This is a genomic window from Bradyrhizobium sp. WSM1743 (genome assembly GCF_000473065.1).
In the GTDB taxonomy this organism is placed as follows: domain Bacteria; phylum Pseudomonadota; class Alphaproteobacteria; order Rhizobiales; family Xanthobacteraceae; genus Bradyrhizobium.
In genome coordinates this window covers 222,162-236,681 of sequence record NZ_AXAZ01000001.1, presented here as the reverse complement: position 1 = coordinate 236,681, position 14,520 = coordinate 222,162, and the positions used below count along the sequence as shown (strand labels likewise).

General features: G+C 62.2%; 10 protein-coding genes and 2 pseudogenes. 2 read left to right on the top strand and 10 right to left on the bottom strand.

Annotation, left to right across the window (positions count from 1 at the left end; all coding sequences use genetic code 11):
* Window positions 1–21 precede the first annotated feature (21 nt).
* Entirely contained in the window at window positions 22–1,785 is a 1,764-nt protein-coding gene (locus YU9_RS0101175; protein WP_027571115.1) for an ABC transporter ATP-binding protein, read from the bottom strand.
* Window positions 1,786–2,060: 275 nt separating this feature from the next.
* On the opposite strand from YU9_RS0101175, the gene YU9_RS0101170 reads away from it, so the two are divergent.
* The gene (locus tag YU9_RS0101170) at window positions 2,061–3,131 is read left to right on the top strand and encodes a glycosyltransferase family 4 protein (protein WP_027571114.1); all 1,071 of its coding nucleotides are present in this window, start codon (window positions 2,061–2,063) and stop codon (window positions 3,129–3,131) included.
* A 335-nt stretch (window positions 3,132–3,466) separates the two neighbouring features.
* On the opposite strand, the gene YU9_RS49670 is transcribed toward YU9_RS0101170, so the two are convergent.
* From YU9_RS49670 to YU9_RS0101155, 4 genes and pseudogenes are all read right to left on the bottom strand, one after another.
* Window positions 3,467–4,747 carry a TRAP transporter large permease gene (locus tag YU9_RS49670; protein WP_027571113.1) on the bottom strand — a complete coding sequence of 427 codons (1,281 nt, stop codon included), beginning with the start codon at window positions 4,745–4,747 and terminating at the stop codon, window positions 3,467–3,469.
* A gap of 222 nt (window positions 4,748–4,969) precedes the next feature.
* Window positions 4,970–5,443, bottom strand: a pseudogene (locus YU9_RS50725) (TRAP transporter small permease); the annotation flags it as partial.
* 146 nt (window positions 5,444–5,589) lie between these two features.
* A complete protein-coding gene (locus tag YU9_RS0101160; RefSeq protein ID WP_027571112.1) occupies window positions 5,590–6,591 on the bottom strand; it encodes a DctP family TRAP transporter solute-binding subunit in 1,002 nt (333 codons plus the stop codon).
* Window positions 6,592–6,790: 199 nt separating this feature from the next.
* On the bottom strand, window positions 6,791–7,561 hold the full coding sequence (locus YU9_RS0101155) for a methyltransferase domain-containing protein (RefSeq protein ID WP_027571111.1): 771 nt from the start codon (window positions 7,559–7,561) through the stop codon (window positions 6,791–6,793).
* 147 nt (window positions 7,562–7,708) lie between these two features.
* On the opposite strand from YU9_RS0101155, the gene YU9_RS0101150 reads away from it, so the two are divergent.
* Window positions 7,709–8,452 (top strand): SDR family NAD(P)-dependent oxidoreductase, encoded by a 744-nt coding sequence (locus tag YU9_RS0101150; protein WP_027571110.1) that lies wholly within the window; start codon window positions 7,709–7,711, stop codon window positions 8,450–8,452.
* Window positions 8,453–8,722: 270 nt separating this feature from the next.
* On the opposite strand, the gene YU9_RS0101145 is transcribed toward YU9_RS0101150, so the two are convergent.
* From YU9_RS0101145 to YU9_RS47265, 5 genes and pseudogenes are all read right to left on the bottom strand, one after another.
* The gene (locus tag YU9_RS0101145; protein ID WP_245266270.1) at window positions 8,723–9,340 is read right to left on the bottom strand and encodes a hypothetical protein; all 618 of its coding nucleotides are present in this window, start codon (window positions 9,338–9,340) and stop codon (window positions 8,723–8,725) included.
* Between the two features lie 192 nt (window positions 9,341–9,532).
* On the bottom strand, window positions 9,533–9,994 hold the full coding sequence (locus tag YU9_RS45290; RefSeq protein ID WP_245266269.1) for a hypothetical protein: 462 nt from the start codon (window positions 9,992–9,994) through the stop codon (window positions 9,533–9,535).
* Window positions 9,991–11,036: pseudogene (locus tag YU9_RS40565) on the bottom strand (TAXI family TRAP transporter solute-binding subunit). Before YU9_RS40565 ends, YU9_RS45290 begins: the two are co-directional and overlap by 4 nt.
* Before the next feature lie 61 nt (window positions 11,037–11,097).
* Window positions 11,098–12,732, bottom strand: a complete 1,635-nt coding sequence (locus YU9_RS0101130; RefSeq protein ID WP_027571107.1) for a hypothetical protein — start codon at window positions 12,730–12,732, stop codon at window positions 11,098–11,100.
* Between the two features lie 1,390 nt (window positions 12,733–14,122).
* Window positions 14,123–14,479, bottom strand: a complete 357-nt coding sequence (locus YU9_RS47265) for a hypothetical protein (protein ID WP_156951601.1) — start codon at window positions 14,477–14,479, stop codon at window positions 14,123–14,125.
* Between the last annotated feature and the right edge of the window lie 41 nt (window positions 14,480–14,520).

Here is a 14,520-nt window from a genome sequence, read left to right as displayed (position 1 = left end):
CTCGAGAACGCGACTGTTGGTTTACGCGGCAGCTTGCGCGAGCCGACTCATTTCCTGCGTGACCAGCTCGCGATACGGCCCATGGCTCTGCATCAGACGTTCGGGCGAGCCGTCCTCGATGATCTTACCACTCCTGAGCACCACCACGCGGTCGAAATTGCGCAGCGTCGCAAGTCGATGCGCGATCGCGATCACGGTGCGGCCGCGCATCAGGCGCGACAGCGCCTCGCGGATCGCCTCCTCGGATTCGCTGTCGAGCGCGGCAGTCGCCTCGTCCAGCAGCAGGATCGGCGCATCCTTCAGGAAGGCGCGCGCGATGGCGATGCGCTGGCGCTGCCCGCCGGACATCTTGACGCCGCGGTCGCCGACCATGGTGTCGAGGCCATCAGGCAGGCTCTCGACGAAGTCGCAGCGCGCTGCGATCGCTGCGCGCAGCACCTCGTCGTCGGTCGCGTTCGGCCGGCCATAGCGGATGTTCTCGCGAATGGAGCGATGAAACAAGGAAATATCCTGCGGCACGACGGAAATCGCCTCGCGCAGGCTCAGCTGCGTCACCTTCGAGATATCCTGGCCGTCGATGGTGATATTGCCATCGTCGACGTCGTAGAAGCGCTGGAGCAGCGTGAACAGCGTCGATTTGCCGCCGCCGGACTGCCCGACCAGTCCGACACGCTGGCCGGGCTGCAGGCGCAGGCTGAACCGCTCGAAAATCTTCTCGCCGCCGGGATAGCCGAAGGTGACGTTGCTGTATGCGATCGCGGCGCCGCTCTTCACCAGCGGCTCGGCCTCGGGGTGATCGCGAAGCTCGTGCGGCACCAGCAGCGTGGCGATCGCCTCCGTCAGCCGCGCGACATGCTGGGTGACGTCGACCAGCGCCACCGCTAGATCGCGCGTGGCGCTCAGGATGGAGATGCCAAGCGTACAGACCAATACGACGTCGCCGGTCGTCGCTTCGCCCTTCTGCCAGAGCGAGATCGCCCAGGCCATCAACGCGATCGTCAAAAGCACGGTTATAGCGGCATGCAACAGCCGCAGCTTCTCCAAATAACGCAGGCTGCGGCTTCGCGCGGTCAGTTCCTGGTTCACCGTCGCATCGAACCGCTCATGCTCGTGGCTGATGCCGCAGAAGGCGCGCACCAGCGGCATGTTGCTGATGACGTCGATCATTTCGCCGTCGACCACCGCGGCCTTATCGGCGAAATCGTCATGCAGCGGCTTGCCGGCGGCTGCCAGACGAAACATCGCAATGACCATGCCGCCGGCGATCACGATCAGCCCGAGGGCCATGTAGGGGCTGACGGTTCCAATCAGGGCAATTGCCGCAATTGTGGCTATGCAGGGCGGCAACACGTTCCAAACAAACATGTTTTCGACGGTGAACACCGCGTTCGACGTCGCCGTGATGCGGCTCGTCAGCATGCCGGGCATCCGGTCCGAGAAGTAGCTCGGCGCATGTCCGGTGAGATGACGAAATATGTCACGGCGTAAATCACCTGTGACACGAACGAAGGTGAAGCTCGCCGTCCAGCTCGCGATCCGCCACAGGAAGTTGTCGGCCGTGATCAGCGACATGAGTAAAATGAATGCCAGCCATACGCTGCCACCATGTGATGGTCCGGCCGCCAGGCTGTCGACCAGGGACTTGACGCCATACTGGGTGCCCACGGAGCAGGCAACGGCCGCCACGACCGCGGTCAGGATCACCAAATGCGACGCGAGACGACGCCGGAGGTAGCGCAAGACAAAGGCAAATGGCCTGCGCGCGTATCCAGAAAGCTGATCCATATGGCTGTCGCCCCGTTATGCTGATTTTCGTTTCGTTACTGGTCGAGTGAACATCGACCACTTCGCCTCGGTTCCCGGGCAAGCTCATCACGACATGCGGATGCGGACGATCTGCGAAGATGTAGTGGCAGCATCGCGACGATCTCCCCACGTGTCGAATATGTAACGTTTGGGGGAAGGAACTTCGCAGGTGCGGGAACGTTCCCTCGTCTGGCATTTGCCGGTGCCGTACAGGCGGGGGTTTCAACATTCATGATCGCAGAGGAGATGGTGAGATGCGCATCGCGCAGGTAGCTCCGTTGACGGAGGCTGTTCCACCCAAGCTGTATGGCGGCACCGAGCGGGTGGTGCATTGGTTGACGGAAGAGCTGGTGGCCCTTGGACACGACGTGACGTTGTTCGCCAGCGGCGACTCGCAGACGTCAGGCAAGCTGGATGCGTTGTGGCCGAAGGCGCTCCGTCTCGACGGTTCCGTGCGCGATCCCAATGCGCTGCACATGGTGCTGCTGGAGCGGGTGCGGCAAAAATGTGACGACGAGGAGTTCGACTTCCTCCACTTCCATCTCGACTACTATCCGTGGTCGCTATTCCATCGGCAGCCGACGCCATTCGTGACCACGCTGCACGGCCGGCTCGATCTGCCGGAGCATCAGCCGGTCTTCAACACCTTCTCCAAGATGCCCGTCATTTCGATCTCCAACGCGCAGCGGCGGCCAGTGCCGCAGGCGAACTGGGTGACGACAATCCACCACGGCCTGCCGGAGAATCTGCTGACGCCGAAGCCGGCAAAACAGGAATATCTCGCCGTGCTCGGCCGCATCGCGCCGGAAAAGGGCGTCGACCGCGCCATCAAGATCGCAACCCATTGCGGCATTCCGCTGAAGATCGCGGCCAAGGTCGATCGCGCCGACCAGGATTATTACGACGAATTGATCCGGCCGATGATCGAGAACAATCCCCTGGTGGAGTTCATCGGCGAGATCAGCGATCACGAGAAGTCGGATTTCCTGAGCGGCGCGCTCGGCCTGTTGCTGCCGATCGACTGGCCGGAGCCGTTCGGCCTCGTCATGATCGAGGCCATGGCGTGCGGAACGCCGGTGGTCGCCTTCAACCGCGGCTCGGTGCCGGAGATCATCGACGAGGCCCTTACCGGCTTCATCGTCGAGGATGTCATCAGTGCCGCGGGGGTGGTGAACCGCCTTCCGCAACTCGACCGCGCCGCGATCCGCAAGCAGTTCGAGACGCGCTTCACGGCACGGCGCATGGCGCTGGACTATCTCGCGGCCTATCGCAGCCTGACCGAGGCACAGGCGCCGCGGATCAAGCTGGTGAGCAGCGCGGAGTAAGGGCTGCTCTCTCCTCATGGCACACTGTCATGCCCCGGCTCGACCGGGGCATCCAGTACTCCGCGGCTTCTCGGCTCAAGCACTGCGGTCTCTGGAATACTGGATCGCCCGGTCAAGCCGGGCGATGACAGCGAGTGTGCGGAGAGCGATGAAAGAACGAGACGCACCGCCCTACACCACCACCGCGCGCTATGCGCGGGAATTCGTCCATTAGGCCCATCAGCTCGGCGAGCCGCATCGGGCCAATGTGAGTCGACCTACGGGCGAGCTACGCGCGTCCCGGACCCTTCCAGGGGAGGGTATGAGTCGCGCCACTGCTCGTGCAACTCGCGCCGCTACATCCCCAGCAGCCGCGGCAGCCACAATGACAGGCCCGGCCAATACGTCACCACCACGAGGAATCCCAGCATGGTCAGGAGCCACGGCCACACCGCGACCGTGAGCTCGGTGATGCCCATCTTGGCGATGCCGGAGGCGACGTAGAGGTTGAGGCCGACGGGCGGATGGCACAGGCCGACCTCCATGTTGACCGTCATCAGGATGCCGAAATGAACCGGATCGATGCCGAGCTTGACCGCAACCGGAAACAGGATGGGGGCCATGATCAGGATGATCGAGGACGGCTCCATCACGTTGCCCGCCAGCAGCAGCAGGAGGTTGACGAGGAGCAGGAAGCCGATCCACCCCAGGCCCTGGTCGATCATCCATTGCGCCAGCGCCTGCGGCACGTTCTCGTAGGTCATCAGGAACGAGAACAGCACCGCGTTGGTGATGATGTAGAGCAGCATCGCGGAGAGATTTGCCGACGACAGCAGCACGCGCGGCACGTCGCGCAGCTTCAGATCCTTGTAGATGAACACGGCCACGATGAAGGCGTAGACCGCGCTGACGGCCGCAGCTTCGGTCGGCGTGAACAGGCCGCTGTAGATGCCGCCGATCACGATCACGATCAGCAGGATGCCCCAGATCGACTTGCGGAACGCGTCGAGACGCTCGATGAAGGTGGCCTTTGGCATCCGCGGATAGTCGTTGCGCCAGGCGCGGTAGAACGTCGTGGCGCCGAGCAGCGAGGCCAGCACGAATCCCGGCACGATGCCGGCGATGAACAGCTTGCCGACCGAGCTGTTGGTCGAGACGGCATAGAGAACCATCGGGATCGACGGCGGGATGAGAATCCCGAGCGAGCCCGATGTCGTGATCACGCCCGCGCCGAACCGCTTCGGAAAGCCTTGCGCGACCATCGCGGGCAGGATCACCGAGCCGATCGCCACCACGGTCGCCGGCGAGGAGCCGGAGATCGCGGCGAACAGCGCGCAGGCAACCACGCCCGATAGTGCGAGACCGCCGTACCAATGGCCGACCAGCGAGGTCGCGAAGGTGATCATCCGCCGTGCGACGCCGCCATGGGTCAGGAAATTGCCGGCGAGGATGAAGAACGGGATCGCCATGATCTCGAAATTCTCGATGCCGGTGAACAGCTTCAGCGCCACCGATTCCGTTCGCACGTCGGTCAGCGTGAACATGAAGCTGAGCACGGTGAGACCCAGCGCGATCGAGATCGGCATGCCCGTCAGCATCAAGGAGAGCAGAAGCGCGAACACGATGAGGACGCGCATGCCCTGTGGCAGCGTGATGATGTGGCCTGCATGCGCGAAGCATATGGCGACGATCAGCACCGGCAGCAGCATCAGGATCCAGCCGAGCGGGCTGCGCTCGTCGCGAACGACCTGGCTGGGCGTGACCGGGGCCGGATGCACCGGATCCACCTCGACGCCTTCGACGCCGGCCATGTCGTGATGCGGCAGCTCGCCGGTGTGGTAGAACGACCAGGCGACCTGCAGGAAGCGGAAGCACATCAAGCCGGAGCCGAGCGGAATCGTGAGATACACCATCCACATCGGCGCTTCGAGATCGTTGGACTGCTGGCCGGTCTGCCACATCTGGCTGACGAACGCGGCGCCGAAATAGGCGACGATGGCGGTGAACAACGCGCCGCAGAGAAGGCCGAAGGTGATCACGCGCCGGCGCGACCCGCCGGGGAGGATGTTGACCAGGACGTCGACGCCGACATGGATGCCGGTCCGCACGCCGTAGGCAGCGCCGAACTTCGCCATCCAGATGAACATGTAGATGCAGAGTTCCTGCGCCCAGGACAGGTCGAGCGCCGCAAGCCAGGCGAACGTCGCGCGCGCGGGGACGGCGAGGAAGGCCAGGTTGCGGGCCTCCGCCCATTTGGCGATGTCGATCGACAGTCCGGCGCCATAGCGGTGCAGCACCGCGACGAAGATGAGCGACGTCGCAGCCGCGATCATCGTCGCGATCAGCCACTCCTCGAGATGATCGAGAAAACGATTCAGCACGCGCAGCAACTTGGTCCCCCCGGATTGGATCATTCAAGCGCAACGGCCGGGAGCGATCACCCCCGACCGTTGGTAGTGTTCTTGTTGGGCCGCAGCCGTCAGTTCATCTTGACGTCGAGTTCCTTGGCGATGAGATCGAGCACCTCCTGCCCGACCCGCCCCTTGGCCCATTTATAAGTCGGCTGCATCGCCTCCTGCCAGGCCTTGCGGTCGGCGTCGGTGAGATAATGCAGATTGGTCTTGCCGGTCTTCTTGATCTCGGCCAGCGCCTCCTCGTTCTCCTGGCGCGCGATCGAGTTGGTGTAGTCGGTCGCCTCCGCCATTGCCTTGTCGAGCTGAGTACGGATATCAGGCGGCAGGCCGGACCAGAATTTCGAGTTGACGATCACGGCGTATTGCAGATGCGCGTGATAGGACACGGTGATGTCCTTCTGCACCTCGTAGAACTTCTGCGTGAGGTAGTTGGACGCGGTGTTCTCGCAGCCGTCGACCACGCCGGTCTGCAAGGCCTGGTAAACTTCCGAGAACGCCATGATCTGCGGGATCGAGCCGACCAGGCGGAAATACTGATCAGCGACCTTCGATCCCGAGATGCGGAACTTGAGGCCCTGGAAATCGGTCGGCTTCGTCAGCGGGCGATTGGCGGAGACCATGTGGAAGCCGTTGTCCCAATAAGCGAGGCCGGTGATGCCCTTGGCCTCGAGCTTCCGGAACAGCCACTTGCCGACCGTGCCTTTCATCGCGTTGGCATAGGTCTGGTCATCCTTGAACAGCCAGGGCAAGTCGAGCGCCTCGAACTCCTTGATGCCGAGCGGCGCGAATTTCGCGGTCGAGGGCGCTAGCATCTGCACCGAACCGAGCTGCAGCGCCTCGATCTCCTCCTTGTCCTTGTAGAGCGTGGAGTTCGGATAGACTTCGACCTTGACCTTGCCGTCGGTGTATTTCTCGGCGAGCTCCTTGAACTTCAGCGCGCCCTTGCCCTTCGGGGTGTCGTTGGCGACGACGTGGCTGAACTTGATGACAACAGGACTTTGGGCTTGGGCGATGGCGGGAGCCAGGAGAACAGCCGCGGCAGCGACCGCAGCAAGCAGCTTGCGCATGAAGGTACCTCCCAATAACCTCTGAAGCGGGTTCTTTTTTGTTTTTCAGGTCAGTAGTGGCAGCAATCCGCCACCCGAACAACTAGACCTAAGCCCAATTTTGCCGAAGCCAAGCTAACTTGACGACCGCCGGATGCGCAACCCGGCGCCCGCGCAAGTTCAAGGGAACGAGCGCTTATGCCGCATTGCGGCAGTGCCATCAGCCTTTGCGCTGGGCAACCATGAAGAGGCGCCGGAACGGGAACAGCGTCTGCCCCGCCGCATTCTTCGGATAGGCCTTTGCGACGCGCATACCATAGGCGGCTTCGAACGCGGCCTTCTCATCGCCTTGCAGGACATCGAGATAGCGCGTCAGCCAGGTCCCCTTGGTCCATTCCTTCACCGGGTTCTCGCCTTCGAGCACTTGCAGATATTCGGTCTCCCAGATGTCGATGTTGGCCGACATCGGCGCGAGCAGATCGTGATAGAAGGCAGGCCCCTCGACAGGCGGCGGGGTGACGAGATGCTCCACCTTGGACCGCCACGGACCGTCAAGCGCGGTCTCGCCGATCAGCACATGCGAAGGCGCGAGAAAATTGCGCGGCATCTGCACCGCGAGCATGCCGCCACGCGCCACCTTCTCCATCAGCGACGGAAACAGTGCCGCATGATTGGGCAGCCAGTGCAGTGCGGCATTGGAATAGATCAGGTCGTACTGCCCAGTGGGATTCCAATGGCCGAGATCCTCATGTGACCATTCCACGTCGGGCGCGGCCTTCCGTCCCGCGGCAACCATCTCCGCCGAGCCCTCGACGCCGGTCACACGTGCATCCGGCCAGCGCTCCCTTATCAATCTGGTGACATTGCCGGCGCCGGCGCCGAGATCGGCGATTGCGCGCGGAGCAAAATCCGGAATCCGCATCAACAGATCGACGGCGGGCCGGAGCCGATGGCCGGAAAACTTCAGATATTGCTGCGGATCCCAGACCATCCTTCGACGCCTTTTCTTTTTCGTGTTTCCTTCGCCAGAGCTCTTGGTTACCACTGCACGTCCCGGTCGGGCAATTCGCAAGCCCCCGGGACAGGGCAGGACACGAACGGCAAAAAGCAAAAGCAACAACCAAGAGAGCGTGTGACAATGGACCTCGGGCTCAAATCGAAAACCGCTGTCGTCACGGGCGCGAGCATCGGCATCGGCCGCGCCATTGCCAGGGGCCTCGCCGCCGAAGGCGTGCGCGTGGTCGGCGTGGCGCGGCGCACCGACCTGCTCGCCGAGCTGGTGAACGAAGTTGGAGGCGGATTGATCACGCCGTTCGCGCAGGACGTGATGGCCAAGGACGCCGCCGAGAACATCGCGGCCTTTGCGCTGAAGGAGCTCGGCCATGTCGACATCCTCGTCAACAACGCCGGTGGCAGCCGTCCCCTGCCCGTCGATGCGCCCGACAGCAAATGGGACGAGGCGATCGCGCTGAACTTCACCAGCTACCGGCGCATCGCGCACGCGCTGCTGCCGCAGATGATCGAACGCAAATGGGGCCGCATCGTCAACATCACCGGCAAGTCCGAGCCGGAAGGCCTCAACGCCGCCTTCGCCGCCAAGGCCGCCGTGCACGCCTGGGCCAAGGGCCTGTCGCGCGAGATCGGCGCGCACGGCATCACCATCAACTGCATCCCGCCCGGCCGCATCATGAGCGAACAGATCCGGCGCAACTATCCGCCAGATTATCGCGAGCGTTTTGCGGAAGAAGAAATCCCGGTCGGCTATTGGGGCGAGCCGGAAGACCTCGCCGCGCTCGCGGTGTTTCTGGCCTCACCGGTGGCGCGCTACATCACGGGCACGGTGATCCCGGTGGATGGGGGCTTGCGGAGGTACCAGTTCTAGAGGCGGGTGCCTGAATCGCCTCGGCCCGCTAACGCGTGCGGTTCCGATGCCGGCAGGGCTATCACGTATGATCTCTTGAAGCGGCCCGAGCAAGCGCCTCGTCCTTCGAGACGCCCCGCTCCGCGGTCTCCTCAGGATGAGGCTAATTGGCATCGGGGCCGTTGAAACTGCTACCGCACACTCCGCCCTCCCGCCAAAGCGGGCGTCTCGAAGGATGGGCCGCAGGGCAACCACTTTCATATGCAACTGTCTTGGGTTTGCCGCCGGACCTCACGGTTTGACGTAGCTCCAGCCCTGTTCCTGCAGCTCCATGACGCGGACGACACCCGATTTGACCACCGTCGCCTGTGGGATCAGATTGATGTCCTTGCTCTCCGCCTTACGCATGTTTTCCTGGGTGTTGCCGCAGGCTTTGAAGGAGATTTCGGGATTGCTCATCGCGAGCACCTCGATGCGTGGCTTTACGGGCGAGGTATCGTCGCGCAGCATGTGAAGACCGGGGCCAAAGGTGACAACCTCGATCGACACTGGTTCACCGAGATCGCGGTAATATTGCGCGACGTTGGTCGCATTGTTGAGCGTGAGGTTCATCATCGCAGGTTCGTTGGAATTGACCTGCAGGATCAGCCGGTGCGGCTGCTTCGCACTCTCGGTTTTTGTCGCCTCGGCCACCCTCGTGTCCTGCGCAGCGTTCTGCTTGGTCGCGTGATCCTGCCTCGGCTTGCTCGCCTGCTTCTGTCTGACCGAATGCTTGGAATAGCTCACTTGGCTCTTCGCGCTCGACTGCGGATTCAGCTGGTTGTCCTGTTGCGCCTGCGCGCTTGGTCCGACCAGAAGCAGCATCGCCAAGCCGCTGATGACTGCCATCGCCAACTTCAGATTGCTCATCTCGTGTCTCCCCGTTCCCTGACCATCACCTTCCCGGTCTGGCGACGGTATGTGGCCATTTGCATGCAGCCGCCATTTTCTTGCGCACGTTTTCGAATCCGCTGAGCAGGAATTGTCCGTCTTGCACCGGACCTGTGCGCGTGAAAAGGCGCACAACGATGTGACCGTCCTCGGGTAGCGCGTTCAGCAACTTTACGACGTCGCCTCCCAAAGCGACGCCGGAGCCGAATGACGGCGAAGCTGCCGTGAGTTGCATTGGCGTATCCGCTTCAGCCGAAAGGAGATGATGTACTCGCTGGCGCGCGGTGACAGCGCCGGTCCGGCGACTGTGACTTCGGTGCGGCCTCTGCGGCAGTGGATCGCGAGCTGCATCGCGGCTCCATCCGGGCCGCTGACAGAAGATGTGGTGGCGGTGACGATCGGCGAATAGTCGACTGGCGAGGTGGTCTCGCTGACCAGCCAGTTATCGTCCGACACCCGCCGGGCAGGCGGTGGAGATTTGCGTGATGAATCCTGAAGACATTCCAGCCGGGCTGATCCGTCCATCGCCGAGCAAGCCCGAAGTGTTTCCACGGAATCGCTCGTGCTTTGCGCGTAGGCAATTCCGCAGGCAACGTTGAAGGCGACGGCGAGCGGAGGAGCGGCAATTTTCATGGCTTCGCCTGGGCACTGTGCGCCTTGCGATGCAGCCATTCCTGCGCGGCTTGGAAGCGGGTGAGCCCCGGGATGGTTGCGGCGAGATTGATCGAACGCCATTTCGGATCAAAGCCTGGCGCCTGCAGGCGGTCAATTCGCGAGAATAGGTGGTCGACGAGGCGCGCCACGCGTTGATAGCGATTCGAGCCTGGCCGCCAGTTGAACGCAACGAGCGCTGTCGGCACCGCGATGGTAGAGACCCGCTCGCCCTGCTTGATCAGATTGGGATACTCGATCGCGTCCAACGTCGCGGGCAGATAATAGTCCTCGAATCTCCTGTCGTAGTGGACGGGGAGAAACTTGAATCCAGCCTCCCAACGACCGCGTACGAAGGCGTCGACCGGTTTCGACGTGATGAACACGACGGCCGACATCTCACCCTTGCGCATCTGTTCCAAGGCAAGCTGATGCGGAATGAACGTCTTGTCGACGTCGATGCCGAGGCGGCTGAAGATCAGCGGTCCGGAATAGGCGCGGCTGCGGTGCCCTGGGTATTGAAGTTCACTTTTTTGCCGGCGAGATCCTGCAGGCTCGTGATCTCCGGCCGCACGAAAATGTGCAACTCGGACGGGAACAAATTGAGCAAGTAAGCGATGCGGCTTTGGATCTGCGGAACCTGAAGCTTGTACTCGTCGAGCGCGTCGGAATTGATGATGGCGGTATCGACACCACGCAGATAGAGCAGCGCATTCAGATTATCGGTGGCGCCCCGGGTGACGATCGGCAAGAGATGCAGCTCTGCTCCGTCGTCGACGACACGGGCCATTTCTGCGGCGAGGCGGATCGGCGCGCCCTCGAGCAGGCCGCCGGCGAGCCCGACGGTCCAGGCGTTCATCCGGTCCTTTTCGCTCTCCTGAGGGAGCGGCCGTTGGGCTATTTGTGCGTCCGCCTTGGCGGTTCTTGCGGTTTGTGCTTCCAGGCAAGCCGGTTGAAGCAGCATGGCAATCGCCACCAGTGCGGCGAGTGAGAGCGACGAGAGCGACCTTGGCACCTTGTTCATGTCGTTCCTTTCCGGATGACCCACCGCAACCACGCGTCCCAGTAAATGCAAAAGCCCACTCTCAGTGATGCAATGCATCCAGTCGCTGCTTGGCTTCGCGAATACCGCTCCTCTGTGCCTTCGCGTAGAGCTCTCGCGCCTTAGCCGCCTCGCCGCGCGTTCCATAGGCACCCCAAGCGGACAGAACCGCCGGATCGTATGTCTCCGCGAGCATGAAGGTCGCCTGCGCAATGTTCTTCTCAGCAGCGAGCTCGAGCACAATCCGCGCTGCACCAATATTGCCCTGATCGAGCAACGCTCTGGCACGCGGGATCAATCGGTCCTCCACCTCGTTTTGACCTGGACTCATCGGCGGCTCCGCTGCGACCCCGTTCTGCGCCGTCGACAGGATCGGGCCTTGGTTTCTTTGCTCCACCGGGGCGCGCTCATCGGTGAGGCGCGATACCGAGGCGAGGTCTCTCTCCCTGGCTTCAGTCCTGCTCCGCTCCTGGTGCAGTGACTGCCGCAGTTCGGCGATCTCTCGGTTTGCTGCCTGTCTCTGCTGCGAGGCCGCATCGTTCGCCTCGCGCAATTGCCCGTTCAGGATTTCGATGTCCCGGCGCGTTTCCGCGAGGTCGCTGGCCAGCGCGGCAGCGTGAGCCTGGGCCTCTTCGAGGGCACGGCGTTGTTGCTCAGCATTCGCCGTTGCCGACCGCGCGGTGTCCGCCTGTTGCGCGAGGGCTGCGTTCCTTTCGCGCTCCTGCTGCAGCGACTGCCGCAATTCCGCGATCTCCTGTCCCGCCGCCTCGCTTTGCTCCGCCGCCGCACCGTCGGCCGTGAGCGATCCGCGAGGTATGCCGGCAAGTTCGCTTGCGAGCGCCGCTGCGCGTGACTGCGCCTCGTAGCGTTCCTGCTCGGCGCTTGCCGCTACCGCCTGCGCGGCGCTCATCCGCTTCGTCAGGACGGCGCTCTTTTCCCGCTCCTGCTGCAACGACTGCTGCAGTTCAGCGATCTCCCGCGCCGCCGCATCTCTGTGCTGCGCGGCCACCTCCTCCGCGTTGTGCGCCTGCGCGATACGGGCCTCGATTTCGCGGCGGGTTCCGGCAAGCTCGTCCGCGAAAGCGGCGCTGCGGGCTTGCTCCTGTTGAAGGGACTGCCGCAGCTCCTCCGCAACCATTTCCGCCGTGCGCGTGCGCTGGACCGCCTCGTCAAGCTCCTTGCGCGCGCCGGCCAGCTCACCGGCGAGTGCGTCACTGCGCGGAGCGTCTGCGTCAGGCCCTTGCCCAGCACGCACCGCGCTTGCCGGCACCGCCAGCATCAGCGCCTCGGTCGTGTCGCGCTGAAGGACTGCTAGCGATCCGGTCGCGATTTCCGACCGCTGGCTGAGGGCGACGGCGCTCTCGCCGTTGATGCGCGTCATTTCCGGAACCGGTTGTGCCTTGAACGGGTCGAACGCACCGAGCAGGGCCACCCCAACGAAGATGACGGGGACCAGAACGACCGCTGCAGCGAGCGAACTGCCCGATTTTTCGTCCTCCGGATCGACATCATCGGTTTCGGGATACCAATGGGTCGGTGAAAAGCAGATTGGAGAGCCGTCCTTCCCAACCCATCCACCCGCCTTGGGCGACCAGTGACCGGCTTCAACAGCCCCCGCCGCATCTTCTATCCAGATGTTTTCTCCATCCCTGGGCGCAGTGTCGATTGATCGGCGCATGCATCACGCCTCTCTCGAGAGCAACTCCAATGGAGCGATCGCTCGGCCTGTTCGCATGGTTTCGGCACCCGATGACACGCGTGGATCGTAACGATGTCCCGGCGCGGCGAGGCGCTCGAATTAAATGAATAAATCAATTAAAATCCATATAATTTTGGCCAAATGCAAAGTCAAATTAAATCATTTGGGTGCGCCCGCCGGTGTGGGACCCCCACCTGCCCGGAACGCACTCGCTGCGCCGAACAAGGCTCCTTCTCCATGCCAGGGCTAATCGCATATGACTCGTTGCGGCGGCCAGCGCACACGCCTCGTCCTTCGAGACGGCGCTTACGCGCCTCCTCAGGATGAGGCTAATCAGCGTCAGTGCCCGTTGAAACTGCTGCCGCGCACTCCATCCTCGTCCTGATGAGCCCGCCTGAAGCTTGTGTCTCGAAGGATGCAACAGGGAAAGCTCTCAGATGCGATCGCCCTCCTCCACGGGAGACCTGCATCTGCAGCTCGAACTCGGCTCTCGAACCACTGAGAAGCGGACCGTGAAATGCGCTCCGCCTCGTGGCGGCGTGAACGCTGCCTTCGCCATGACCGATAGCTAAGCACCGAGCCACATGCCCCTCCCTGGATTTTGCGGGTTCGCGCAGGATGTGGCGCTAACGTTTACAACGTCTCGTTTTCTAAATTAAATCGCAATTTTTAATGAAATTGAATTATTCGTTTGAACCAGAACGGGCGCTCGAAATAAGAGTGGGGAACTGCGGCGGTCCAGCCGACGGCCCAGCTTTACCCGCCTCACCAGCGCGGTAACCCGGCAATAACGCCCAATCGGACTTCGTCCGCACTCCGGTAGGCAGTCTTGCTTCATTGCACTGGATTTCAATCATGCGCGCTGCCTTCCAGCGGTTACACGCCAAAGCTCGTACATCGCATGGAATATAGGCACAGCGCTGCGAATATGCGTATCTGACCGTGTTCTCGTCGCGTCTCGGAGCCGAGGAGTGACCGATGCGCATTGCATTGCCGTATTTGGGAATTGGCGTCTGCTTGTCTGTTGCAACCTGGTTGGCGCTCGGGCTTGTACTCTAGCGCGGTTTTCCGCAGACGAACTCGGAATCGACTTGGGGCTCTCGCTCGAAATCACGATCCAACAGTGCTCCGCGCGGTCGGGCCACGCGTCTCCTGCCGTGCGTGTCAGCTATTTCACATCTTGTGAATGAACCCGTGCTACGGTCATTTGGACCAATAGGCTTAAGCTCCTTTTGTTTTCTCGCCCACGTCGGTCTTTTTTAACAGTCACAGTTTAGGGGCGCGTCATGAGTACTCGTGGTCAGGTGTGCGACCGTATTGTGATTCTGCGTCAACGTGTCTCATCGCTCAGCTCTCAATTGGCAGAGCTTCAGAACCTTCGTACCCGACTGGAAAAGGCCGAGGAAAAACGAATCCGCAGACGTTCAAAAGTCACTGGTATCGGGCCGATGCCGCGCCGAATTTGGCAGTAGCGGCGAGTCGACAGCCGCAAGCCCGTTATCGTTGGTCGATCAGACCATGACGCAAGTGCGTCGGGATCGGCGGCTGGCGTGACCGCCACGGCTGTCGCGGCGTCGGCCGGCCGGGCGTTATCACCTGGCGACAACTGGCTGGAATGTTCGAGGCCGAAGCCGGGACGTCCCGCCAGTGTTTTGCCCGACGGGTCAACTTGAACGCGGCCGCGAATGTCGTCGCAAGGCAGTTCGAAAATCCCCTTATCGATCAAGGGGGCTTCTACTGTGCATGGGGTTGTTTTTCGACTTTTTG

Bases quoted from the DNA above. Each gene is read 5' to 3' on its own strand.
- YU9_RS0101145 (WP_245266270.1), bottom strand. From the start codon at position 9,340: ATGAGCAATCTGAAGTTGGCGATGGCAGTCATCAGCGGCTTGGCGATG.
- YU9_RS0101155 (WP_027571111.1), bottom strand. From the start codon at position 7,561: ATGGTCTGGGATCCGCAGCAATATCTGAAGTTTTCCGGCCATCGGCTC.
- YU9_RS0101160 (WP_027571112.1), bottom strand. From the start codon at position 6,591: ATGCGCAAGCTGCTTGCTGCGGTCGCTGCCGCGGCTGTTCTCCTGGCT.
- YU9_RS0101150 (WP_027571110.1), top strand. From the start codon at position 7,709: ATGGACCTCGGGCTCAAATCGAAAACCGCTGTCGTCACGGGCGCGAGC.
- YU9_RS0101130 (WP_027571107.1), bottom strand. From the start codon at position 12,732: ATGCGCCGATCAATCGACACTGCGCCCAGGGATGGAGAAAACATCTGG.
- YU9_RS0101175 (WP_027571115.1), bottom strand. From the start codon at position 1,785: ATGGATCAGCTTTCTGGATACGCGCGCAGGCCATTTGCCTTTGTCTTG.
- YU9_RS49670 (WP_027571113.1), bottom strand. From the start codon at position 4,747: ATGCGCGTCCTCATCGTGTTCGCGCTTCTGCTCTCCTTGATGCTGACG.
- YU9_RS45290 (WP_245266269.1), bottom strand. From the start codon at position 9,994: ATGAAAATTGCCGCTCCTCCGCTCGCCGTCGCCTTCAACGTTGCCTGC.
- YU9_RS0101170 (WP_027571114.1), top strand. From the start codon at position 2,061: ATGCGCATCGCGCAGGTAGCTCCGTTGACGGAGGCTGTTCCACCCAAG.